Here is a 23,389-nt window from a genome sequence, read left to right on the forward strand (position 1 = left end):
GAGGCACGACACAAGCGCACGGCAAAGCGCACACCCGAAGAATATTACGGGGAGTGACGGGGCCGGTCAACCGAGCGGCGTTCGCCCTGGGAGATGCCGCAGCGCCGCGCTGAGCCGCGCCGGGACTCCATCGTCACTCCCGCTCGTCGCCCTCCCAGCCCCAGTGGGGGCTGCGGCCGCCGGCGTCGCGACGGGCCAGGAGCAGGAGGAACACGAGCTGGACGGCGGCCGCGAGCACGCCGGTCGCGATCGCGAAGACAGTGGGGGCGTGGTCGAGGATCCAGCCGAGGATCTCCCCCGGCTCCTGGCGGCCGAGCCCGTAGAGCGCTCCGCCCGTGACGAGGAAGAGCAGGTAGACGACGACCCCGGTCAGCAGCGACGGGCCGAGGACGCGGTGGACGGCGGGACGGGCGGCGAGGGTCACCATCGCGACCAGCACGGCGACGACGCAGACCGCCACCGACACCGGCCCCAGCAGCGGGCCGGCGTCGCGCTCGGGCACGACGTCCTGGTCCAGCAGGAGGCTGAAGACCCCGAACGCGCAGACGACCAGGGCGAGGTAGAGGAACGCGGCGAAGCCGGCCAGCGCGAGGCCGTAGCCCAGGCCGGCTCCGCGGCCCTGCCCCTGCCCCTCCGGAGTCACGACTGCGCGGCCGCTTCGCGCTCGGCGTTGCGGCGCTTGACGCCCCGGGCGCGGCCGGCGATCGCGGCGCCGCCCCAGACGCTCGCCTCCCGGCCGAGGACGCCGGCGGCGAGGACCGCCGCGAGTACGGCGGGATCGCGGACGTAGTCGAGCGCGAGGGAGCGGTCGATCGGCAGGGCGAGCGGTCCGACGGCGCTCCAGCCGCCGACCAGCGCGGCCGCGGCCGTGAGGAGGGCGACGAGGAAGCCGCCGAGGACGTAGGCCCACCAGCCCGCGCGGTTCACGACCAGCACGATCAGCGCCAGGCCGACGAGGAACGCGGCCACCGGGGCGAGGAAGAGCGCGGTCGGTGCCGCGTCCAGCGCGAGGGCGACCGGGTCGCCGCCGACGCGGTCGACCAGCAGGCGGATCGCCGTCAGGGCGACGAGGTACAGGACGGCGAAGACCGCGGTCGTCAGGAGGGCGAGCGCGAGGCCCGCGAGGCGGTTGCCGGAGCGCCGGACCGGCTCGGGCTCGGCCTCGACCGGCCCGAGGGCGCTGGGGGCGGACGCCGCGACGGCCGGGGCGACGGGCTCGACGGTCGGCTGCCGGCCCGTCACGGGTTCGGGCCAGACGTACTCCCGGGTCGGCTGGGGTCCGGTTCCGCCGGACGTCTCGGTCGCGGAGGGGATCCGCGTGGTCTCGGCGTCGCTGCTCCAGGTCACCCGGACAGCATAGGCACGCCTTCCGCCGCGCCCGGTGCGCCGCGCGGCTCCCCGTCGACGGGGGACAGCGCCGACCGTCTACTCGAGCGGGTGGAGGAGGCGGTGCAGGAACTGCCGGGTGCGAGGCTCCCGCGGCTCCCGGAGGATCTGCGCAGGGGCGCCCCGCTCGACGACCACGCCGTCGGCCATGAAGACGACCTCCGAGGCCACCTGCCGGGCGAACTCGAGCTCGTGCGTCACGACGAGCATGGTCCAGCCCTCCCCCGCCAGCTCCCGCATCAGCGAGAGCACGTCGCCGACCAGCTCCGGGTCCAGCGCCGAGGTGGGCTCGTCGAAGAGGAGCAGATCGGGCCGCAGCGCGAGCGCCCGGACGATGCCCACGCGCTGCTGCTGACCGCCGGAGAGCTCGAAGGGGTAAGCGCTCCCCCGGCCGCCGAGGCCGACGCGCTCGAGCAGGCGCTCCGCCTCCGGGACCACCTCGGATGCGGGACGGCGCTGCACTCGCAGCGGCCCCTCCGTCACGTTCTGGAGGACGGTCAGGTGCGGGAAGAGGTTGAAGTGCTGGAAGACCATCGCGGAGTGGTCGCGCAGCCCGGTCAGCGCCTTCCGTCCGACGCCGCGGTCGAAGTCGAGGACACTGCCGTCGGCGAGCTCGACCACCCCGCCGTCCGGCACCTCGAGGCTGTTCAGCGAGCGCAGGACGGTGGTCTTGCCCGAGCCGGACGGCCCGATCAGGGCGACGACCTCGCCGCGGTGGACCTCCAGGTCGATGCCGCGCAGCACCTCCACCCCGCCGAACGACTTGCGGAGGCCGCGGGCCGTGAGCACGGGCCGGGCGTCGGTCGGAGTGTCAGCGGGCGACATAGCGGTCCAATCGCTTCTCGAGCAGGCCCTGGCCGCTGGAGAGCACCAGGCAGATGAGCCAGTAGATCAGAGCGGCCTCGAGATAGAGGAGCATGAACTCGCTCGACGCGGTGGCGATCTTCTGCGCCTGCCGGAAGAGCTCGGTCACCAGGATGAGGGAGGCCAGCGAGGTGTCCTTCACCAGCGAGATGAAGGTGTTCGACAGCGGCGGGACGGAGACGCGCGCGGCCTGCGGGAGGATGATGCGCCGCAGCGAGAGCGAGCGGCTCATGCCGATCGTGTGCGCCGCCTCCCACTGCCCCTTCGGGACGCTGAGGATCGCCGCGCGGATCACCTCCGCCGCGTAGCCGCCCACGTTGAGGGCGAACGCGATGGTGGCGCTGGGCCAGGGGTCGATCTTCAGTCCGAGGCTCGGCAGCCCGTAGAAGATCACGAACAGCTGCACCAGGAGCGGCGTGCCCCGGATGACGGAGATGTAGGCACGCGCGATCCAGGAGAGGATCCGCACCCGGGAGAGCCGCATCAGGGCGACCGCCAGCGCGAGCACGAGCCCGATGGCGAAGCTCGCCAGCGCGAGCGGGATCGTCCCGACGATGCCCCCGGAGAGGATCGGCCAGAACGACCGGAGGACGAGGTCCATTGTGTTCTCCCGCCTTCGCGGGAGGATCCGCGGTCGGCTCGATCGGGTGGTGGCGTCGGGGGCGGATCGTCTCCGCCTCCTGGGGAATGCTGGCACGCTTCGCGCCGGGGCGGGCGCCCTTGCGGGCGGACCCGCTGCCTGAGCCGCTCCGCCGCTCCCCCGCGTCGGGGCCGCTCACGCACGAGACGGCCCCTCCCGGAAGGGGAGGAGCCGCCTCGGGGAGGGGCTACTGGGAGACGTCGGCTCCGAAGTAGCGCTCGGAGATGGAGGCGAGGGTGCCGTCCTCGCGCAGCTCGTCGAGGGCGGAGTCGACGGCCTCGACGAGGTCGTCCGAGCCCTTCGGGAAGGTGAAGGCGCTCTCGGAGGTGTCGTCGGTGGTGACGGCGACCTTGAGGCCCGCGGCCTGGTCGGGGTAGGTCGTGGACCAGTCGAGCCAGGTGAGGCGGTCGTTCACGGTCGCGTCGACGCGGCCCTGCTCGACGAGGGCGATGGCCTGCGCCCAGCCCTCGACGCCCTCGACCTCGGCGCCGTTCTCCTGCGCGACGGTGTACCAGTTGCTCGAGAGCGACTGCGCGGTGGTCTTGCCGGAGAGGCCGGCGAGGTCGGTGATCGAGGTGTCGCTCGAGGGGACGATCACGACGCCGGGGCTGACCGAGTACGGCTCCGAGAAGTCGTACTTCGCCTCGCGCTCGTCGTTGATCGAGACCTGGTTCGCGATCACGTCGAAGCGCGCTCCGTCCAGGCCCGCGAACATCGCGTCCCACTGCGTCTCCTGGAAGTCGGGCTCGACGCCCAGCTTCTCGGCCACGGCGGTGATCACGTCGACGTCGTAGCCGGTGAGGGCTCCCGTCCCGCCGTCGGCGTGGAAGGAGAAGGGCGGGTAGGTGCCCTCGGTGCCGATGGTGAGCTTCCCCGAGTCCTCGACCTCGGCCAGGGTCAGGCCGGAGCTCGCGGAGGCGGTGCCCTCGCCGCTCGAGCCGGAGACCACGTCGTCGGTCGAGGCGGGCGCGCAGCCGGCGAGGACCAGGGCGGCGGCGGCGGCGGTCGTGCCGAGCAGGACGCGCAGGGAGGTGCGGGCGGAGAGGGTCACGGTGTTGTCCTTCGGTGCATCACGGAGTCGTGGCGGTCCCGCTGCGCCGGATGCGGCGCGGGGATCGACGAGGGGACGGATCGTCCCGGGGCGGACCGCTGCTCGGCGGAACCGCCCGGAGTGACGATAACCAGTGGAGGGGGCGGCCCTATTCCCGGATGTCGCCGTGTGACGCCGGGAGTCCGGCCAGGAAGTGCTCGGCACCGGCGACCTCGTCGCTCGTGAGGCCCGTCGCCGACTCCGGACGCACCAGGTGGAAGGGGGTGCTCTGCTCGCGGGCCCAGTCGTACGCGTCCTCGTGGAGGTTGTCGTCGATCCACACCACGGCGTCGATCGCGCCGCGCTCGGCGGCCGCCTCCAGCCACACCGCGACGGGCTGGAGCTTGCCCGTCCGGCCCGGGAACCGCGGGTCGCGCGGGAGGCCGCCGTCGAAGACGATCGCCTCCGTGCCCGCCGGCAGCCCGAGGTCCTGGGCGAGGACCCGCGTCAAGCGCGGCGGCCAGGTCGTGGCCCACACGATCGTGCCGACCGCGGCCAGACGGGCGACGAGCGCCGCCCGCTCCGGCTCGAGCTCCAGGCGGTGCGAGCCCGAGGCGCGATCGCTGCGGACGGAGGGGTTCAGGACGCCGTCGACGTCGAGCAGGATCAGGGCGGCCATGCCTGTCACCGTAGCGGCGGCGGGGCGGATCGCGCGAGGAGCGCTAGCGTGACGGGATGCCTCCGTCCCTCCTGCTGCCGGGAGGCCGCACAGCCGTGCTGGGGCCGGATCCCGTGCGGCCGGAGGCACTGCTGCTCACGGTCGACGGCGCGGAGCAGTCGCTGATCGATCCGGGTGATCCCCGGGCTCTGCACCTCGAGTACCTCGCGCGCCTCGGCGCGGTGGTCGACGCCGCCGCCCCTCCCGGCGAGCCGCTGCGCGTGCTGCACCTCGGAGCCGGAGCCCTGGCCCTGGCCCGGTACGTCGCCGCGACCCGGCCGGGCTCCGAGCAGCTCGCGGTGGAGAGCGCGGCGGGACTCGTGGAGTTCGTGCTCGAGCACGCGCCGCTCCCCCGCGGCGCGCGCGTCCGGCTCCTCACGGCCGACGCCGCAGGGCCCCTGCCGCCCTGGAGCGCCGACCTCGTCGTGCTCGACGTCTATGACGGGGACGAGATCCCGGAGGCGTTCTACCGCGCGTCCGTCCTCGCTCCGCTCGCCGCCCGCGTGGGCGCCGACGGGCTCCTCGCGGTCAACGTCGCCGACGACGCCGACCACCGGAGGCTGGACCGCCTGCGCGGGGTCGTCCGGGAGCTGCTCCCGGTCACCGCAGCGGTCGGATCGACGGCCTTCGTCGAGGGGCGCACCGGCGGGAACGCGATCCTGCTCGCCTCAGGCTCGGCGCTCGCCGACCACGTCGCCGGCCGCCTGCTGCGCGCCGGCCCGCACCCGGTCTCCGCCGCGGCGGATGGCGACGTCGTGGTCGCCGAGGTGGCGGTAGAAGTCGACCCGTGAGTCGAGAGTGACGCCGGTCTCGAGGTACTTGGCGCGGATCCGCTTGATGTAGGTGCGGACGGTGTGCTCGGCGACGCTGAGGTCGACCGCGACGGTGCGGACAGCGGCACCCGCTCCGTAGGCGCGCATCACACGGCTCTCCTGCGGGCTCAGCACCGGGCGGCGCTCCTCGCGCCCGTGCACGAGCCGGTGGCGGGCGGTGTCCGAGATCCAGGTGCGGCCGGAGGCGACCGAGACGACCGCCGCCGCGAGCTCGCTGGGGTCGTCGCCCTTCCAGACGTAGGCCGCCCTCTCCCGTCGCAGCACGGCCCGCACCGGCTCCAGGGAGTCGGAGGAGGAGAGCACGACGAGGCCGACGGTCCGGGCCGCCGCACGCTCGAGGGTGTCGGCCACCTCCTCGCCGGGCACGCCGTCCAGGTCGAGGACCGCGATGCGGTCGACGCCCTCCTCGTCGTGCGAGAACTGCGGCAGCAGCTGCGCGAGCAGCGCCTGCAGCGCGGCGCGCTCGATCGCTGGTCCGTCGACAACGGCCAGCGTGAACCGATCGAATCCGGTCACGGGGGTCCCCTAGCAGGGGCAGGTTCGGGTCCGCCCCGGCTGCACCGTAGCGGTCCGCGACGTCGTCGTGCACGTGATGGGACATTTCGTCTCAGTGGGAGGACGCCCCCAGAGCGCTCCGGATCGGCTCACGGAGCGCGTGGAGGACCACCCGCGGCACCGTCTCCGGCTAGTGTCCCTCTCCATGGACGACAGCGCAGAGGGCTCCCGGCGGGCCCGGAGGATCCCCGCGGAGCAGGTCCGCAGCCGCATGATCGCCACGGCGCGCGACGTCGTCTCCGACCACGGCCTCACGGTGAGCTTCGCGCACCTGCCCATGGAGGAGTACATCCGCCTGGCCGGCGTGCCGCGCAGCTCCGTCTACCGGATCTGGAGCACGCGCGAGGAGTTCGTGGCCGACCTCGTCGGCGAGGTCTTCGTGCGGGACCGGTACGCGGAGGGCGCCGATCCCGAGGCCCAGCAGGAGATGCGCGAGGTCTACGAGCGCTCCACCGATCTGCTCTCCACGGCCGCCGGCCGCCGCCGGGTCGCCTGGGAGACCATCCGCATCGGCGCGCGGGCCAATGCCGAGTCGCTCCGCCGCTCCGCCGACTGGTCCTCGTACAACGCGCTGCTCGCCTGCACCTTCTCGATGGAGGAGGGGCCTGCACGCGACGCCGTGCGCGCCACGGCGAAGCGGATCGAGGGCATGCTCACTCGCCGGATGCGCGACTTCTACGAGGAGACCCTGCAGGTCTTCGGCGGGACGATGCGCCCGGGATTCACGACGCTCCAGCTCGCCCACCTCACCGCGATCGTGATCGACGGGCTCGCGCACCGCGGCCGTCTCCTCGACGACGACCTCGACGCTCCGGTGACCGCCCCCGGCCTCGACGGCGAGCCGGTCGAGTGGACCCTGGCGGCCTGGACGATCCGCTCGATCGTCGACGGGATGCTGGAGCCGGTCGTGGAGGACTGAGCGGACCCCGCGACCCGGATCACTCGTCCGGTTCGGTGAACCCGTCGATCAGCAGCAGCACCGACACCACCGCGAGCGACGGTCCGTCGGGATCGGCCGGGTCGAGCGGGCCGGTCACCAGCTCCGGTGCCGCGATCCGCGCGATGCACAGCCCCTCGATCAGGGCCGAGACGGCGGAGGCGAGAGCGGAGGCGCCGCGGTCCGGGCGCAGCCGGAGCCCCGCCTCGGCGAGGGTGTGCTCGTAGTACTTCGCCATGTTGTCGATGAAGTGCAGCTGGCGGGACCGCAGAGCGGATCCGATGGCGGTCCGCGCCGGCTCCTCGTGCGAGCCCACCGCGCCGGCGAGAGCGATGAAGTTGCGCCAGTGCTGCGACGAGAAGACATTGTCGACGTTCGCGTCGACGGCGACCCGGACGGAGGCGGTCAGGGCCTCGCGGCGCTGCGCCGGGGTCGGCTCGGGGTCGAGGCTGCGGTGGAGGTGGGAGTTCCCGGCCCGCAGGGACGGCTGGTCGAGGCGGGTGGCGAGGACCCTCTCCGGGATCGCGGCGATCAGCTCGTCGTAGAACGACTGGCGGGTGGGCCAGATCCGGTACACGGTGCTGCGCGGAACACCCGCCGAGCGGATGACGTCCTCGAGGGGCAGGTGGGCGACTCCGACGCGCAGTCCCTCGGCGCGGACGACTGCGAGAGCGGCGTCCAGCAGGCGCGTGCGGACCTGCTCGCGGGTCAGGCGGGGAGGACGCGCCGACTCCTCCGTATCGAGGGGGTCGTCGCTCATCAGGCCTCCGGCGCCGGGATGCACGGAGGGAGTCTCCGACATCTGCTGTCCAGCCGAGCGTACCCGGAGGGAGGGCGGAACGTGAGAGGAGATCGGGGACGGGCGCGGCCCGCGCATGCGGCTCGGGTGCCGCGCGGGCCGCGCTGCCTGTCCCCCAGGCGGCCTCCCCATGGGCCGGTTCGACCGTATGCTTCCCGACAGACGTCCGTCAACTGACGCGACATGATGTCTCCTCGGCGGCGTCCGCCGACCGGTCACGAGAACCGCCTCCGGGACTCCTCCGCCGCCGGGAGCGGCCTCGCCGCGGTCTGCGCTCGAGAGGCGTGCGGAGCGGACAGCTCGCCCGCGACGACGTCCGACACGACGCCGGTGGCGTGCTCGACGAGGTCGACGTTCCGGGTCAGCCGCGCGTGGTGGCACGGGCTCGCGTCGACGTCGACCACGAGCTTCGCGAAGCGCAGAGCGTCGCCGAGCCGCGCGAACGGCGAGAGCTCGGCGACGAGGGACGGCACGTCCGCTGCGGCGAGGTAGGTGTAGCGGCAGGTCGAGACCACGTAGTCGTCGACTCCGGCCGTCGCCGATCCGGTCGCGACCATGATGTCGCCGAGGTCGACCGGGGCGCTGGCCAGGCCGAGCGCCACCGCGGCGGTCACCTGGATGTCACCCACCAGCGCCGTCACGTGCACACCGGCGGGCCAGGGCGGCAGGGAGCCGAGCTCGGTCGACCCCGTCCGCAGTCCCTTGCCCGCCGCCGAGGCGAGGGCGTCGATCATCGGCACTCCCGTGCACTCCCCCGCGTGCTCGGCGTCCTCCGAGACGGCGACCCCGCAGGAGGCGAGCATCGCCGAGACGCTCAGCCGGCTCTGCGGGTCCAGTCCTGCGATCACCGCGGGGCTGACCTGACCGGAGTCGTCGACCATCCGTCCGAGGCGCTCCGCGACGTCGGATCCCGTGTTCGGGGTGCCGAAGGTGAGGACGGACGAGACCATCGAGGCGACGGCGGTCCCGTCGACCGAGCCGCTCAGCGCCTGGCGGGCGGCGAGCCCTCCCATCGAGTGCGCGACGACGACGGCGCGGTGCCCGGTCGCGGAGACGAGGCACGCGATCGAGGAGGCGAGCGCGTCGCTGATCCCCGGGTCGGTGACCCAGCGCGCGGCGAGCCGGCGGTAGTCGAAGGTGTAGACCGCGGCGCCGTCGATCTGCTGCAGCCGGCCGAGGAGGGACGGCTCGGGAGCGTCGAGCGGAGCGGTCACCGACTCCGACGACACCATGTCGACGAGATGGGAGAAGGCCCCTGTGCGATCGGCGTCGTGCGTCGCCGTGCCCAGCCAGCCGTGCAGCATCACGATGGGGACCAGGGCGGCGGCGGAGCGCGGCCGGACGTCGTCGCCCGTGAGCACGGGAGCCAGCTCCGCGACGCCGCAGGACGAGGGTGCGACCGCCTCGCCCGCCTCCGCCCGCCCCGCGGGCACCACGACGACGCCGACCACCACGAGCAGTGCGGCCAGCACGACGATCACGAGTCTCATCCGCGCGTTTCCTCACGTGCCGCGACCAGGACGGGGAACGGGTACAGGCTCGACCCGACGAGCACGCATCGAGTCAATCACCCCGCTCCTGCGGGGGAGGACGCTCGTCGCGAACGGGCGGCCCCCCGTGCGGGTGACCGCGGGCCGGGGACGACGAAGGCCCCGCCGGTGTCCCGACGGGGCCTTCGATCGTTCAGCTCACCTGGATCAGCTGTAGTTGCCCGGCTCGTAGCCGTCGCTCGAGAACGAGTCGAAGTCGACGAACGAGAGGTCGGCGTCGCTGAACGCGGCGTCGTCGGCGAAGATGCGGTTGGGGTACCGCTCGGCCTTCGCCTCCTCGGTCGCCTCGACCGACACGTTCCGGTACTTGGGCAGACCGGTTCCCGCCGGGATCAGCTTTCCGATGATCACGTTCTCCTTCAGGCCCATCAGCGGGTCGCGCTTGCCCTCCATGGCCGCCTGCGTCAGGACGCGGGTGGTCTCCTGGAAGGACGCGGCCGACAGCCACGACTCGGTCGCGAGCGAGGCCTTGGTGATGCCCATGACCTCCTGGCGGGCGGACGCGGTCCGCTTGCCCTCGGTCAGAGCCGCACGGTTGACCTCGCTGTAGCGCGAGCGGTCGACGAGCTCGCCCGGCAGCAGCTCCGTGTCGCCGTGGTCGACCACGGTGACCTTGCGGAGCATCTGACGCACGATGACCTCGATGTGCTTGTCGTGGATCGGCACACCCTGCGAGCGGTAGACGCCCTGGACGCCGCCCACCAGGTGCTTCTGGACCTCGCGGACGCCCAGCACGCGCAGGACCTCCTTGGGGTCGACCGTTCCGACGTGCAGCTGCTGCCCGAGCTCGACGTGCTGGCCGTCCTCGATGAGGAGCTGCGAGCGCTTGAGCACCGGGTAGATGACCGCCTCGTCGCCGTTGTCCGGCTGGAGGATGACGCGGCGGGCACGGTCGGTGTCCTCGATGGTGATCCGGCCGGCGGCCTCCGCGATCGGCGACGCGCCCTTGGGAGTGCGGGCCTCGAAGAGCTCCTGCACGCGGGGAAGACCCTGCGTGATGTCGTCGGCCGAGGCCGATCCACCGGTGTGGAAGGTGCGCATCGTGAGCTGCGTGCCGGGCTCGCCGATCGACTGGGCCGCGATGATGCCGACGGCCTCTCCGATGTCGACGAGCTTGCCGGTGGCGAGCGAGCGGCCGTAGCAGGCCGCGCAGACGCCGACGGCGGACTCGCAGGTCAGGACGGAGCGCACCTTGATGTGGCGCACGCCCGCTCCGACCAGCTTCTCGATGAGCACGTCGCCCACGTCCTCGCCGGCCTCGGCGACGAGCTCGCCGGCCTCGTTCGACGCCGGGGTGGCGAGCGAACGGGCGTAGACGGAGTTCTCGACGTTGGAGTCCTTGATCCAGGCGCCGGTGGCGTCCTGGAGCATGATCGGCAGGTCGAGGCCCTTCGAGGTGCCGCAGTCCTCCTCGCGGATGATGACGTCCTGCGACACGTCGACGAGTCGACGCGTCAGGTAGCCCGAGTCCGCGGTGCGGAGCGCGGTGTCGGCCAGACCCTTGCGGGCACCGTGCGTGGCGATGAAGTACTCGGCGACCGACAGGCCCTCGCGGTACGAGGAGATGATCGGTCGGGCGATGATCTCGCCCTTCGGGTTGTTCACCAGGCCTCGCATGCCGGCGATGTTGCGCACCTGCAGCCAGTTGCCTCGGGCACCGGAGGTGACCATGCGGTTGATGGTGTTGTCCGTCGGGAAGTTCGCGCGCATGGCCTTGGCGACCTCGTCGGTCGCCTCGGTCCAGATCTTCACGAGCTCCTGGCGGCGCTCGGCCTGCGTGGTCAGACCCTTGTCGTACTCGGACTCGACCTTCGCGGCCTTCTTCTCGTAGCCCGCGATGATCTCGGGCTTCGACGGAGGCGTGAGGATGTCGGACAGCGCCACGGTGACACCCGAGCGGGTGGCCCAGTAGAAGCCGGCGTCCTTGATCCGGTCGAGGGAGGCGGCGACCTCCACCTTCGGGTAGCGCTCCGCGAGGTCGTTGACGATCCCGGAGATGGTCGTCTTGTCGGCGACCTGCTCGAAGTAGGGGTAGTCGACCGGCAGCGCCTCGTTGAAGAGGGCGCGGCCGAGCGTGGTCTCGAGGAGGACCGGCGCGGTGACCTTGCCGTTCTCGTCGATCTCGACGCCCTCGGGTGCCTGACCCTGCGCGAAGTACACGTCCGACATGCGGATCCTGACCTTCGAGTTCAGGTGCAGCGAGCCCTGGTCCTTCGCGAGGATCGCCTCCGAGACGGAGGAGAACGCGCGGCCCTCGCCGGCGGCGCCCTCGCGGATCGTCGTCAGGTGGTGGAGGCCGATGATCATGTCCTGCGTGGGCAGGGTGACCGGACGGCCGTCCGAGGGCTTGAGGATGTTGTTCGACGCGAGCATCAGGATGCGCGCCTCGGCCTGGGCCTCGACGGACAGCGGCAGGTGGACGGCCATCTGGTCGCCGTCGAAGTCCGCGTTGAACGCGGCGCAGACGAGCGGGTGCAGCTGGATCGCCTTGCCCTCGACCAGCTGGGGCTCGAAGGCCTGGATGCCGAGACGGTGCAGCGTGGGCGCGCGGTTCAGCAGGACGGGGCGCTCGCGGATGATCTCCTCGAGCACGTCCCACACCTGCGGGCGCGAGCGCTCCACCATGCGCTTGGCGGCCTTGATGTTCTGCGCGTGCGACAGGTCGATCAGGCGCTTGATCACGAACGGCTTGAACAGCTCCAGCGCCATCTGCTTGGGCAGACCGCACTGGTGCAGCTTGAGCTGCGGGCCGACGATGATGACCGAGCGTCCCGAGTAGTCGACGCGCTTGCCCAGCAGGTTCTGGCGGAAGCGACCCTGCTTTCCCTTGAGCATGTCGCTCAGGGACTTGAGGGCGCGGTTGCCGGTTCCGGTGACGGGGCGGCCGCGGCGGCCGTTGTCGAAGAGGGCGTCGACCGCCTCCTGGAGCATGCGCTTCTCGTTGTTCACGATGATCTCGGGGGCACCGAGGTCGAGCAGGCGGCGGAGTCGGTTGTTGCGGTTGATCACGCGACGGTAGAGGTCGTTCAGGTCGCTGGTGGCGAACCGGCCTCCGTCGAGCTGCACCATCGGGCGCAGCTCCGGCGGGATGACCGGGACGACGTCGAGGACCATCGCGGCCGGCGAGTTGCCGGTGGCGAGGAACGAGTTGACGACGCGCAGGCGCTTGATGGCGCGGATCTTCTTCTGACCCTTGCCCTCGGCGATCTGCAGGTGCAGCGTCTCGGCCTCGGCCTGGAGGTCGAACTGCTCGAGGCGCTTCTTGATCGCCTCGGCGCCCATGTAGGCCTCGAAGTAGACGCCGTACCGGTCGACGAGCTCGTTGAAGACCGCGTCCTCGGGCTTGAGGTCGCCGACCTTGAGGGTGCGGAACTGCTCCCACACGCTCTCGAGCCGCGCGATGTCCTCGTCGAAGGACTTGCGGATCTGGCCCATCTCCTTCTCGGCGCCGTCCTTGGTGCGGCGCTTCTGGTCGCTCTTGGCGCCCTCCGCCTCCAGGGCGGCGAGGTCGGTCTCCAGGCGCGCCAGACGGTCCGCGATGCGGGAGTCGCGCTGGTCCGAGAGGGTCTTGATCTCGAGCCGGAGCTCGTTCTCGAGGCCGGGCATGTCGGCGTGACGGCCGTCGTCGTCCACGTCGATGATCATGTACGCCGCGAAGTAGATGACCTTCTCGAGGTCCTTCGGCGCCATGTCCAGCAGGTATCCGAGGCGCGAGGGGACGCCCTTGAAGTACCAGATGTGGGTGACGGGGGCGGCGAGCTCGATGTGGCCCATCCGCTCGCGGCGGACCGAGGACTTGGTGACCTCGACGCCGCAGCGCTCGCAGACGATGCCCTTGAAGCGGACTCGCTTGTACTTGCCGCAGGAGCACTCCCAGTCGCGAGAGGGACCGAAGATCTGCTCGCCGAACAGGCCGTCCTTCTCGGGCTTCAGGGTGCGGTAGTTGATGGTCTCGGGCTTCTTCACTTCACCGTGCGACCAGCGACGGATGTCATCGGCCGTTGCGAGGCCGATGCGCAGCTCATCGAAAGTGGTTACGTCGAGCAATGTTTTCTCCTTGTCGGAAAACAGGGTGTCTCGTCAGAGACGGGAGGTCGTCAGATGCTGGCGCGGATCAGATGTCGTCGACGGAGGACGACTCGAACCGGGAGGAGATGTTGATGCCGAGCTCTTCCGCGGCGCGGTAGACCTCGTCATCGGTGTCGCGCAGGCTGACCGCGGTGCCGTCGGCCGAGAGGACCTCGACGTTCAGGCACAGGGACTGCATCTCCTTGATGAGGACCTTGAAGGACTCCGGGATGCCGGGCTCCTGGATGTTCTCGCCCTTGACGATGGCCTCGTACACCTTCACGCGGCCGAGGATGTCGTCCGACTTGATGGTGAGGAGCTCCTGGAGGGCGTAGGCGGCGCCGTAGGCCTCGAGGGCCCACACCTCCATCTCGCCGAAGCGCTGTCCGCCGAACTGCGCCTTACCACCGAGCGGCTGCTGGGTGATCATCGAGTACGGGCCCGTCGAGCGCGCGTGGATCTTGTCGTCGACGAGGTGGTGCAGCTTCAGGATGTACATGTAGCCGACCGAGACCGGGTCCGGGAAGGGCTCCCCGGAGCGGCCGTCGAACAGCTGCGTCTTGCCGGACGAGCCGATCAGGCGCTCTCCGTCGCGCGTCGGGGTGGTGGAGTCGAGGAGCCCTGCGAGCTCCTCCTCCGCCGCACCGTCGAAGACGGGGGTCGCGACCTTGGTGCCGGGCGCCGCCTCGCGGGCGTGCTCGGGCAGGCGCGCGGCCCACTCCGGCTGACCCTCGACCTTCCAGCCCTGCTTCGCGATCCACCCGAGGTGGATCTCGAGGACCTGGCCGAAGTTCATGCGGCCGGGGACGCCGAGCGGGTTGAGGACGATGTCGACCGGGGTGCCGTCGGCGAGGAACGGCATGTCCTCGACCGGCAGGATCTTCGAGATGACGCCCTTGTTGCCGTGGCGGCCGGCGAGCTTGTCGCCCTCGGTGATCTTGCGCTTCTGGGCGATGTAGACGACCACGCGCTGGTTGACGCCCGAGCCGAGCTCGTCGTCGCCGTCCTGCGCGTCGAACACCTTGACGCCGATGATCGTGCCCTGCTCGCCGTGGGGCACCTTCAGCGACGTGTCGCGGACCTCGCGGCTCTTCTCGTTGAAGATCGCGCGGAGCAGGCGCTCCTCGGCCGAGAGCTCGGTCTCGCCCTTGGGCGTGACCTTGCCGACGAGGATGTCGCCGGGGCGGACCTCGGCGCCGATGCGGATGATGCCGCGCTCGTCCAGGTCGGCCAGGAGCTCCGGGCTGACGTTGGGGAGGTCGCGGGTGATCTCCTCCTTGCCGAGCTTGGTGTCGCGGGCGTCGACCTCGTACTCCTCGATGTGGATCGAGGAGAGGACGTCGTCCTTCACCAGGTTCTGGCTGAGGATGATCGCGTCCTCGAAGTTGTGGCCCTCCCACGGCATGAACGCGACGAGCAGGTTCTTGCCCAGCGCGAGCTCGCCGTTCTCGGTGGCGGGGCCGTCGGCGACGACCTCGCCGACCTCGATGCGCTCGCCGGCCGAGACGACCACGCGGTTGTTGTACGAGGTGCCCTGGTTGGAGCGGTCGAACTTGCGGAGGAAGTAGGTCTGCGTGCCGCCCTCGTCCAGCTGGACGGTGACGGAGTCGGCGGAGACCTCCTGGACGACACCGGCCTTGTCGGCGGTGATGACGTCGCCGGCGTCGATGGCCGCGAAGCCCTCCATGCCGGTTCCGACGACGGGCGACTCGCTGCGCAGCAGCGGGACGGCCTGACGCTGCATGTTCGCTCCCATGAGCGCGCGGTTCGCGTCGTCGTGCTCGAGGAACGGGATCAGCGAGGTCGCGACCGAGACCATCTGGCGCGGCGAGACGTCCATGTAGTGGACGCGCTCGGCGTCGACGAGCTCGACCTCTCCGCCCTTGGGGCGGACGAGGACCTTGCCCTCCGCGAAGCGGAAGTCCTTCGTGAGGGGGGCGTTCGCCTGGGCGACCAGGTACTCGTCCTCCTCGGACGCGGTGAGGTAGTCGATCTGCGAGGTGACGGTGCCGTCGACGACCTTGCGGTACGGGGTCTCGATGAAGCCGAACGAGTTGATGCGCGCGAAGGACGCGAGCGATCCGATCAGGCCGATGTTCGGGCCTTCCGGGGTCTCGATCGGGCACATGCGGCCGTAGTGCGAGGGGTGGACGTCGCGGACCTCGACGCCGGCGCGCTCACGGGAGAGACCGCCGGGGCCGAGCGCCGACAGGCGGCGCTTGTGGGTCAGACCCGCGAGCGGGTTGTTCTGGTCCATGAACTGCGACAGCTGGCTGGTCCCGAAGAACTCCTTGATCGCGGCGACGACGGGGCGCACGTTGATCAGGGTCTGCGGGGTGATCGCCTCGATGTCCTGCGTGGTCATGCGCTCGCGGACGACGCGCTCCATGCGGGACAGTCCGGTGCGGACCTGGTTCTGGATCAGCTCGCCGACCGCGCGGATGCGGCGGTTGCCGAAGTGGTCGATGTCGTCGACGTCGAGACGCAGCTCGACCGGCTCGCCGTCGCGCACGCCGGGGAGGGCGGTGCGGCCGTCGTGCAGGGCGACCAGGTACTTGATGGTCGCGATGATGTCCTCGACCGTGAGCACCGAGTCGGACAGCGCCTTGTCGATGCCGAGCTTGCGGTTGATCTTGTAGCGGCCGACCTTCGCGAGGTCGTAGCGCTTGGAGTTGAAGTAGAAGTTGTCCAGCAGCGCGCGGGCGGCCTCGGCGGCGACCTGCTCGCCCGGACGGAGCTTGCGGTAGATGTCGCGGAGGGCGTCCTCCTTGGTGAGGATGTTGTCCTTCTCGAGGGTCAGCTCGATCGACTCGTAGCCGGCGAACTGCTCGAGGATCTCCTCGCTCGTCAGGCCGAGGGCCTTGAGGAACACGGTGACCGACTGCTTGCGCTTGCGGTCGATGCGCACGCCGACCTGGTCGCGCTTGTCGATCTCGAACTCGAGCCAGGCGCCGCGGCTCGGGATGACGCGGGCGGAGTAGATGTCCTTGTCGGACGTCTTCTCCTGCTGGCGCTCGAAGTAGACGCCGGGGCTGCGCACGAGCTGGGACACGACGACACGCTCGGTGCCGTTGATGATGAACGTGCCCTTCTCGGTCATCAGCGGGAAGTCGCCCATGAAGACCGTCTGGGTCTTGATCTCACCCGTGAGGTGGTTCATGAACTCGGCCTCGACGTACAGCGGAGCGGCGTAGGTCTTGCCGCGCTCCTTGCACTCCTCGATCGTGTACTTCTCGGGCTCGAGGTACGGGTTCGTGAAGCTCAGCTGCATCGTCTCGCTGAGGTCCTCGATCGGGGAGATCTCCTCGAAGATCTCGTCGAGGCCGGAGTTGGCGGGGAGGTCCTCCCGGCCGGCGGCCTTCGCCTCGGCGACGCGGGTCTTCCACGCCTCCGAGCCGACGAGCCAGTCGAAGCTCTCGGTCTGCAGCGCGAGCAGATCCGGAACGGTCAGGGTGTCGCTGATCTTGGCGAACGAGAGACGCGAAGCTCCGCGTCCGTTCTTGGGTGAGGTGGTGGTCGCGGTGGACGCAGCAGCCAAGGAAGGAACCTCCGTAGACCCTCGCGGGTCTCAATCTGTGGGATGTGTGGAGTGGGCTCCCGCCGGACGGGCCGCCACCCCTGCCCGCACGCCGTGCGGACCGAGGCGACTCGGTCTTGGGGGCGGGGCTAGAGTGTGGCAACGGCATCCACCATCTGATGCCGGGTTCCGGTGACCTGCCGACCGCGATATGAGGGCATGGGTACTCGGGAGCGCAAAGTACGAATATAGCCGCATCGCGCCACGCCGCGCAAGTGCGGATGCTTGCGCCGCCCCGCGGGGTCCGGTATACGAGGCCACGGCCTCCCGGATCGATCCGACGGGGCCGGGCGCGGAGACCCGCCGTCCCGCCGCCGCGGCAGACTGATCGGATGCAGGAACGCACCGGCCGCCGACGCGGAGACGACTCCGAGCACCCCCGCGCCGTGCTCGCCAGCGGGTACACCGCGCGGATCGAGCCCGACCGCCACTCGCCCGAGGCGGCGACCCTGGTCGTCGACGGCACTCCGCAGTCGCACGTCGACCTCGCGGATCCGACGCACCTCTCGTTCGAGTACGTCCGCCGGATCGGCCACGCGATCGACCTCGTCGCCCCCGAGGGCGAGAGCGTCACGGCGCTCCACCTGGGCGCCGGAGCGCTGACCCTCCCCCGCTACGTCGCCGCGACCCGGCCGGGCTCGCGCCAGCAGGTCGTCGAGATCGAGGGCGCTCTGGTCGAGCTGGTGCGCGAGGCGCTCCCGCTCCCCCGCGGGGCGCAGATCCGCATCCGCCAGGGCGACGCCCGCGAGGTGCTCGGCAAGCTGCCGCCCGGGCTGCGCGGCACGGTCGACGTGGTCGTCGTCGACATCTTCTCGGGCGCGCGCACTCCCGCGCACGTGACCAGCGCCGAGTTCTACGGGGCGATCGCGCCGCTGCTCGCCCCCGGCGGCCTGGTCGCGGTGAACGTGGCCGACGGCGGCGCGCTCGCCTTCGCCCGCGCCCAGGCCGCGACGCTCGCCTCCGTCTTCGCGCACACCGCGATCATGACCGACACCCAGATGCTCAAGGCCAAGCGCTTCGGGAACGTGGTGATGCTCGCCTCGGCCGATCCGCTGCCGCTCGACGGCCTGCCGCGGCGCCTCGCCTCCGACCCCGCGCCCTCCAAGCTGGTGCAGGGGCGGGAGCTCGAGAACTTCATCGCCGGCGCCCTCGTCGTCACGGACGAGACCGCCACCCCGTCGCCGCTGCCGGCGCGGAGCATCTTCCAGGTGCGACGGGGCTGACCCGGGCCGCGCGTCGGGGCGCCGTCCGGGGACCCGCCGGTACACTCGACGCCGGGGTCAGCGACCCCGACCGTCCTCTCGTCCGCCGCGCGCGACGATCCGGATCCGCACTCCACGAGGAAGCATCGCCCTGAGCATCATCATCCGCCACGACCCCGCGACCCTCCACGAGGAGATCGACGTCGACGCCGCCCAGGAGCGCCTGGAGGAGATCGGCGCGCTGCGCAGCCTCGCCGCGCTCACCGAGAAGGCGGAGCTGCTGCGCCTGCTCGGGCGCGTCGACGAGGCGTGGGACCTCGCGAACGAGGCCGTCCGCCGCACCCGCTTCTCCGGCGACCGCGCCGAGCTGCTCACCGCCCGCGTCCGCCGCGCCCGCCTCATGCAGCTGCGGGGCCGCACCGACGAGGCCCTCTCGGAGCTCGCGCTCTGCGTCGAGGAGGCCCGCACGCACGAGTGGCACCTCGAGCACTCCTTCGCGCTCAAGCACCGCGGCCTCACCTTCTTCGAGCTGGGCGAGTACGGCCGGGCGATGCGCGACTTCGACGCCGCGACCGCCCTCGGCGAGCGCGTCGGGGTCCCCGAGGAGGAGCTCGAGGTCGCCCGCCTGGGCTACGCCGCCGCCTCCGAGTTCCAGGACGGGACCGACCGCGAAGCCCGCACCGACGGCACCGCCCGCGGCCGCCGCCGCGCCGACGGCGACGAGTCCTAGGAAGCGCCACCGGTGGCCGACCTCGAGGACGTGGCCCGCTGGGCCGACGCGCTGATCGAGGAGCACCTCGACCCCTCCTGGTCCTTCGCGCTCGACCACGCGCGCACCCGCGGCGGCGCCTGCCACTGGACGCGCCGCCGGATCACGGTCTCGCGCCACCTCGCCGCCCGCTGGAGCGACGAGGAGGTCCGGCAGACCCTCCTGCACGAGGTCGCGCACGCGCTCGCCGGGCCCGACGCCGGGCACGGACCGCCGTGGCGGCGGATCGCGGCACGGCTCGGCTACACGGGATCGCGCACCCACAGCAACCCGACCGCGGACGAGCTCGCGCCGTGGGTCGGCACCTGCCCGGGCGGACACCTCTTCTACCGCCATCGCCGGCCCACCCGGCCCCTGGCCTGCGGCCGCTGCGCGCGCCGGTTCGAGCCCGCGAACGCGATCCAGTGGCGGCGCCGACCGGTCCCGGCGCCGTGACCCCGGACGAGGCCCCGCACGGCGGGCGCACGCCGGTCACCGGGCAGTGGCTCCCCGAGGCCGACGGCCGGCGCTGGTGGTTCGACTCCGGAAGCCTCGCACTCGACTTCGCCACGACCGGAGCACTGCCTCCGGGAGCGGCCGAGCACCTCGACTCCGACGCCGCCCTGGCCGCCTGGCTCGCCGAGCGCTTCGAGGCGGTCGGCCCCGAGAGCCGGGACGCGCGCCTGGACGACGCGCTGATGCTCCGGGGCGCGATCGCCCGGCTGGCCGTCGCGGCCGAGGCCGTCACCGCACTCGACCCGCGCGACGTCGACGTGGTCAACCTGGTCGCGGCGATGCCCGACATCCCGCCGGTGCTGAGCGGCGGATCGCGGCAGGCAGGACGGCTGCACGCGGCGGGCAGGCAGGCGCTCGCGTCCATCGCCCGCGAGGCCGTGGCACTGCTGGGCCCGGCCGTGGCCGGACGGCTGCGGCGCTGCGCGGATCCGGAGTGCCGGATGCTCTATCTCGACACGTCCCGCGCCGGCTCGCGCCGCTGGTGCTCGATGCAGCGCTGCGGGAACCGGGCGAAGGTCCGGGCCTACCGGGCGCGCGCCGCCGCCCCGCGCGGCTGACGGACCGCCGCGGCACCGGGAGCGGCGCCGCGGCGGAACGGATCAGTCGGAGACGCGGACCGAGCGGTCGAAGGCGACGTAGCCCGAGAAGTCCTTGCCGACGCGGTCGAACGCCGTCGGGTAGGGGTGCGGGTACGACCAGGCCTTGTCCTTCTGCAGGCCGTCGCCGGTCTGCACCGAGAAGTACTGGCACTCGCCCTTCCACGGGCAGGTGTAGGGCGTGGGGCTCTCGACGAGCACGCCCTCGGCGATGCTCGACGGCGGGAAGTACCAGTTGCCCTCGATCGAGATCAGGTCGGAGTCGGGGGCGTCGGCGAGGACGACGTCGTTGAGGACGGCTTTCATGCGGGCCAGCTTTCGGTCGGGGCGGGGGCGGAGGGACCGCCTCCGCCGAACGCTACGCCGGGGGCGGGCGAGTGGTCGAGGCGGCGGCTCGGATCCGCAGGGGCTTGTGCGCTCCGCGGACGCCCTGCACCGCTCGGAGGCCACGCCCGCCGGAGCGGCGGGTCAGCGGAGGACCGACACCTCGTCGACGGCGTCGACCCGGGCGGCGGCGCGGACCTCGTCCGCCCGCCCCTCGGCGGCGAGCAGGCGGCCGGACTCGGACGCGGTGAGCAGATGCGCGCACGCCCGGCGCAGGCCCTCGTAGGACGCGCAGGCCACCGCGGCCTCGGGCGAGACGTGGTCGATGCCCAGCCCGATGAGCGCGTCGACGACCGCGCCGGCCGCCAGCTGGTCCTCCATCGCGAACCGCGCCGCTCCGCTGTCGTCGACGTCGCCGAGGGCGATCACGTTGACGCTGGTGCGCCCGCCGTTCTCGTGCTGGCGCTCCAGGATCCAGCGGGCGACGGCCGAGCGGTCGGCCAGGCCCGCGCGGACGACGCGGCCCTCCACACCCCCGAGGTCGGGGCCCTCGCCTCCGGGCAGAGCGTCGACGAGCACCGTGACGTGGGCGGGGGCGAGCACGCGGAGGGCGCGGGCGCCCCACTCGAAGCGGATCTGGTAGGTCGACTGGTCGACGGAGGCGGCGGGAGCGGTCACCCTGACACGGTAGCGAGCACCGGAGGCGCATACACGTCCGGGGCTCCGCGCGCACCCGGTTCCCGCGCAGGGGCGGGCGGAGGAGGATGTCCCTCGTGAAGGTGATGCTCAAGCACGTGCTCGACACCGACGCCGACTCCGCCTGGCGCGCCCTGCAGAGTCCGGCCGTGTTCCGGGAGGTGATGTCCCCGCTCCTGACCGCCGCGTCGCTGGACGAGGGCGGCTTCCGCCCGACCTGGGGGCTCGGCTCCCACGAGGTCGCGATGGACGCCCTCGGGATCGTGCCGATGGGCGCGCAGGAGATCGACCTCTCCTACCGCCGCGTCCCCTCGATGCCCGACGTGCGGATCCTGCGAGACAGCGGCGGGCCCCTCACGGGCTCCCTCCGCCTGATCACCGCGTGGGACCACCGCATGGCCGTCGCTCCGCTCCCCGACGGGCGCACGCTCTTCCGCGACCGCCTCGAGTTCTCGGCGGGCCTCGCCTCGGCCGCGCTCTGGCCGTCGATGTGGGCGTTCTGGCAGTGGCGCGGCATCCGCATCCGCTCCCTCGCCCCGTCCTGGCGCCACGATGTCGGTGCCGACACCCGCCCGCGCGGGGAGTCCGCCGCATGAGCCCCGACGGTGTCGCCGAGGAGGAGACCGAGCTGTCGCGCTCGGAGCTCCTGCGCCTCCAGTGGCCCTCCGCCGACGAGGAGGAGCAGGACGACGACGGCGTCTCGCCCCGCCGCCGCCTCACGAACGCGGTCGAGGTGTCGGACTGGCGCCGCCACGTCCAGGCCCTCTACGCGGAGGTGCGCCGGCTCTCGAACGTGGACCTGCTCGCCGCGCACGCGTCCTGGATCCGCGGGCGCAACGCGCTCTTCGCGCAGCACCCCTCCACCCCCCTCCTCCCGGCCGACCGTGCGCACTTCCGCTCGCTGCCGATCGCGCCCTACGACGCGGCCTGGCGCTTCGAGCTCGAGGTGGCCCCCGCCGAGGAGGCGCGGCGGATGGACGTGGAGACCGGCACCGACGGCACCGTCCCCTTCGAGCTGATCGGCACGGTCGAGGTGCCGGACGCCGGCAGCCTCGACGTCTGGCGCCTCGCGTCCTACGGCGGAGGCCTGTTCCTGCCGGTCAAGGACGCCCTCGCGGGGACACCCGGCGGCACCTACGGCGGCGGCCGCTACCTCCTGGACACCGTGAAGGGCGCCGACCTCGGCCCGGGCTCCGCCCCGGGGACGCTGGTGCTCGACTTCAACTTCGCCTACAACCCCTCCTGCGCCTACGACCCGGCCTGGGCCTGCCCGCTCGCCCAGGCGGGCAACCGGCTGCCGGTCGAGGTGCCGGTCGGCGAGCGCTACCGGGGCTGACGCCGACCCTGGACGTTCTCGGAGGGGCGGCCGATAGCCTCCGGGCGGCGCCGTCGTGCGCCGGAAAGCAGGAAAGCCGCATGCCCCGTCCCGTCCTCCTCGTCACCGGAACCTCCACCGGCATCGGCCGCGCCACAGCGATCGAGGCCGCGCGCGCGGGCTGGCGGGTGGTCGCCACGGTGCGGGATCCGGAGCGGGCGGAGGGCCTGCGCGCCGCCGCCGCCGAGGCCCGCGTCGAGCTCGACCTGCGGGCGCTCGACGTGACCGACGCGGACTCCGTCGCCGGCTGCCTCCGCGCCGTGGAGGAGGAGCTCGGCGGTCTCGACGCCCTCGTGAACAACGCCGGAGCCGGCCACCTCGGCACCCTCGAGCTGGAGGATCCGGAGGAGCTGCGCCGCGTGATGGAGGTCAACTTCTTCGGCACCGTCGCGGTCACCCGCGCCGCGCTGCCGATGCTGCGCTCGTCCCGCGGCCGCATCGTCACCGTCTCGAGCGTCGGCGGCGCGATCGGGCAGCCGTTCAACGAGGACTACTGCGCGGCGAAGTTCGCGGTCGAGGGGTTCTTCGAGGCGCTCGCCCCGGTCGCCGCCTCCGTCGGCGTCCACGTGTCGCTGATCGAGCCGGGAGCGGTCCGCAGCAGCTTCGTCGAGAACGTCGGCATCGACGCGGCGGCGATGCTCGCGCAGGCCGGCCCCTACGCGCCGGCGCTCGGCGCCTACCTCGACCGCGCCGCGTCGTCCTTCTCCTCGACCCACGCGCAGGACCCGTCCGACGTCGCCGCCGTCATCCTGAAGACCCTGCGCGACCCGGAGCCGGCCTTCCGCGTGCAGACCTCGGACTGGGCGGGCGACTTCGTCGGGACCAAGCTGAGCGACCGCGACGGCTCCCGCGTGCAGGCCGCGATGCGCGGATGGATCGGCATCCACTAGAGTGGGATGGTGCGAGCGCAGCGACTGCGCTCCCCCGCGTCGTAGAACGCCCCTTGTCCCCTAGGACTCTGACCGTCGAGGATCC

The 23,389-nt window shown here is 72.1% G+C and carries 21 protein-coding genes; 8 read left to right on the forward strand and 13 right to left on the reverse strand.

Features of this window, described 5'->3' with window-relative positions; translation table 11 throughout:
- Positions 1-133: 133 nt before the first annotated feature.
- From C5C49_RS13655 to C5C49_RS13685, 7 genes are all read right to left on the reverse strand, one after another.
- Positions 134-643 carry a DUF6121 family protein gene (locus C5C49_RS13655; protein ID WP_104346348.1) on the reverse strand — a complete coding sequence of 170 codons (510 nt, stop codon included), beginning with the start codon at positions 641-643 and terminating at the stop codon, positions 134-136.
- Positions 640-1,347, reverse strand: a complete 708-nt coding sequence (locus tag C5C49_RS13660; RefSeq protein ID WP_104295964.1) for a hypothetical protein — start codon at positions 1,345-1,347, stop codon at positions 640-642. The genes C5C49_RS13655 and C5C49_RS13660 overlap by 4 nt, the downstream gene beginning before the upstream one ends.
- A 78-nt stretch (positions 1,348-1,425) precedes the next feature.
- The gene (locus C5C49_RS13665; RefSeq protein ID WP_104224573.1) at positions 1,426-2,211 is read right to left on the reverse strand and encodes an amino acid ABC transporter ATP-binding protein; all 786 of its coding nucleotides are present in this window, start codon (positions 2,209-2,211) and stop codon (positions 1,426-1,428) included.
- Positions 2,198-2,851: an amino acid ABC transporter permease gene (locus C5C49_RS13670; RefSeq protein WP_104224574.1), complete on the reverse strand. Its 654-nt coding sequence runs from the start codon at positions 2,849-2,851 to the stop codon at positions 2,198-2,200. The genes C5C49_RS13665 and C5C49_RS13670 overlap by 14 nt, the downstream gene beginning before the upstream one ends.
- 226 nt (positions 2,852-3,077) lie before the next feature.
- Positions 3,078-3,941 carry an amino acid ABC transporter substrate-binding protein gene (locus tag C5C49_RS13675; RefSeq protein ID WP_374953121.1) on the reverse strand — a complete coding sequence of 288 codons (864 nt, stop codon included), beginning with the start codon at positions 3,939-3,941 and terminating at the stop codon, positions 3,078-3,080.
- 148 nt (positions 3,942-4,089) lie between these two features.
- Positions 4,090-4,599, reverse strand: a complete 510-nt coding sequence (locus C5C49_RS13680; protein ID WP_104224575.1) for an HAD domain-containing protein — start codon at positions 4,597-4,599, stop codon at positions 4,090-4,092.
- A gap of 707 nt (positions 4,600-5,306) precedes the next feature.
- Entirely contained in the window at positions 5,307-5,987 is a 681-nt protein-coding gene (locus C5C49_RS13685; protein WP_104255699.1) for a LuxR C-terminal-related transcriptional regulator, read from the reverse strand.
- Between the two features lie 184 nt (positions 5,988-6,171).
- On the opposite strand from C5C49_RS13685, the gene C5C49_RS13690 reads away from it, so the two are divergent.
- Positions 6,172-6,945 (forward strand): TetR/AcrR family transcriptional regulator, encoded by a 774-nt coding sequence (locus C5C49_RS13690; protein ID WP_146079318.1) that lies wholly within the window; start codon positions 6,172-6,174, stop codon positions 6,943-6,945.
- A 19-nt stretch (positions 6,946-6,964) separates the two neighbouring features.
- Here the strand turns inward: C5C49_RS13690 and C5C49_RS13695 are convergent, their stop codons facing one another.
- From C5C49_RS13695 to rpoB, 4 genes are all read right to left on the reverse strand, one after another.
- Positions 6,965-7,723 carry a TetR/AcrR family transcriptional regulator gene (locus tag C5C49_RS13695; protein WP_146084888.1) on the reverse strand — a complete coding sequence of 253 codons (759 nt, stop codon included), beginning with the start codon at positions 7,721-7,723 and terminating at the stop codon, positions 6,965-6,967.
- 254 nt (positions 7,724-7,977) lie between these two features.
- The gene (locus C5C49_RS13700) at positions 7,978-9,252 is read right to left on the reverse strand and encodes a triacylglycerol lipase (protein WP_104346350.1); all 1,275 of its coding nucleotides are present in this window, start codon (positions 9,250-9,252) and stop codon (positions 7,978-7,980) included.
- Positions 9,253-9,459: 207 nt separating this feature from the next.
- The gene (locus tag C5C49_RS13705; RefSeq protein WP_104224580.1) at positions 9,460-13,359 is read right to left on the reverse strand and encodes a DNA-directed RNA polymerase subunit beta'; all 3,900 of its coding nucleotides are present in this window, start codon (positions 13,357-13,359) and stop codon (positions 9,460-9,462) included.
- 67 nt (positions 13,360-13,426) lie between these two features.
- Entirely contained in the window at positions 13,427-16,918 is a 3,492-nt protein-coding gene (gene rpoB, locus C5C49_RS13710; RefSeq protein WP_104224581.1) for a DNA-directed RNA polymerase subunit beta, read from the reverse strand.
- Positions 16,919-17,289: 371 nt separating this feature from the next.
- On the opposite strand from rpoB, the gene C5C49_RS13715 reads away from it, so the two are divergent.
- From C5C49_RS13715 to C5C49_RS13730, 4 genes are all read left to right on the forward strand, one after another.
- Positions 17,290-18,180, forward strand: a complete 891-nt coding sequence (locus tag C5C49_RS13715; RefSeq protein ID WP_104226766.1) for a spermidine synthase — start codon at positions 17,290-17,292, stop codon at positions 18,178-18,180.
- Between the two features lie 379 nt (positions 18,181-18,559).
- Complete coding sequence (locus tag C5C49_RS17110; RefSeq protein ID WP_181027192.1) at positions 18,560-18,889, forward strand: hypothetical protein; 330 nt, start codon at positions 18,560-18,562, stop codon at positions 18,887-18,889.
- Positions 18,890-18,901: 12 nt separating this feature from the next.
- A complete protein-coding gene (locus tag C5C49_RS13725; RefSeq protein WP_104233929.1) occupies positions 18,902-19,363 on the forward strand; it encodes a SprT-like domain-containing protein in 462 nt (153 codons plus the stop codon).
- Positions 19,333-19,980, forward strand: coding sequence for a CGNR zinc finger domain-containing protein (locus C5C49_RS13730; protein ID WP_258068474.1), 648 nt, complete (start codon positions 19,333-19,335; stop codon positions 19,978-19,980). The genes C5C49_RS13725 and C5C49_RS13730 overlap by 31 nt, the downstream gene beginning before the upstream one ends.
- Positions 19,981-20,022: 42 nt before the next feature.
- Here the strand turns inward: C5C49_RS13730 and C5C49_RS13735 are convergent, their stop codons facing one another.
- Both C5C49_RS13735 and C5C49_RS13740 read right to left on the reverse strand, forming a co-directional pair.
- Positions 20,023-20,325 carry a DUF427 domain-containing protein gene (locus C5C49_RS13735; protein ID WP_104224584.1) on the reverse strand — a complete coding sequence of 101 codons (303 nt, stop codon included), beginning with the start codon at positions 20,323-20,325 and terminating at the stop codon, positions 20,023-20,025.
- Positions 20,326-20,487: 162 nt separating this feature from the next.
- Positions 20,488-21,021 carry a 2-phosphosulfolactate phosphatase gene (locus C5C49_RS13740; protein WP_104346351.1) on the reverse strand — a complete coding sequence of 178 codons (534 nt, stop codon included), beginning with the start codon at positions 21,019-21,021 and terminating at the stop codon, positions 20,488-20,490.
- An 86-nt stretch (positions 21,022-21,107) separates the two neighbouring features.
- On the opposite strand from C5C49_RS13740, the gene C5C49_RS13745 reads away from it, so the two are divergent.
- The 3 genes from C5C49_RS13745 to C5C49_RS13755 all read left to right on the forward strand — a co-directional run bounded on the left by C5C49_RS13745 (position 21,108) and on the right by C5C49_RS13755 (position 23,304).
- Positions 21,108-21,635 (forward strand): hypothetical protein, encoded by a 528-nt coding sequence (locus C5C49_RS13745; RefSeq protein WP_104238079.1) that lies wholly within the window; start codon positions 21,108-21,110, stop codon positions 21,633-21,635.
- Positions 21,632-22,375: a DUF1684 domain-containing protein gene (locus C5C49_RS13750; protein ID WP_104233931.1), complete on the forward strand. Its 744-nt coding sequence runs from the start codon at positions 21,632-21,634 to the stop codon at positions 22,373-22,375. Before C5C49_RS13745 ends, C5C49_RS13750 begins: the two co-directional genes overlap by 4 nt.
- 80 nt (positions 22,376-22,455) lie before the next feature.
- A complete protein-coding gene (locus C5C49_RS13755) occupies positions 22,456-23,304 on the forward strand; it encodes an SDR family oxidoreductase (protein WP_104308445.1) in 849 nt (282 codons plus the stop codon).
- Positions 23,305-23,389 lie beyond the last annotated feature (85 nt).

It is taken from the genome of Rathayibacter sp. AY1E2 (assembly GCF_002932325.1).
Lineage (GTDB): Bacteria > Actinomycetota > Actinomycetes > Actinomycetales > Microbacteriaceae > Rathayibacter.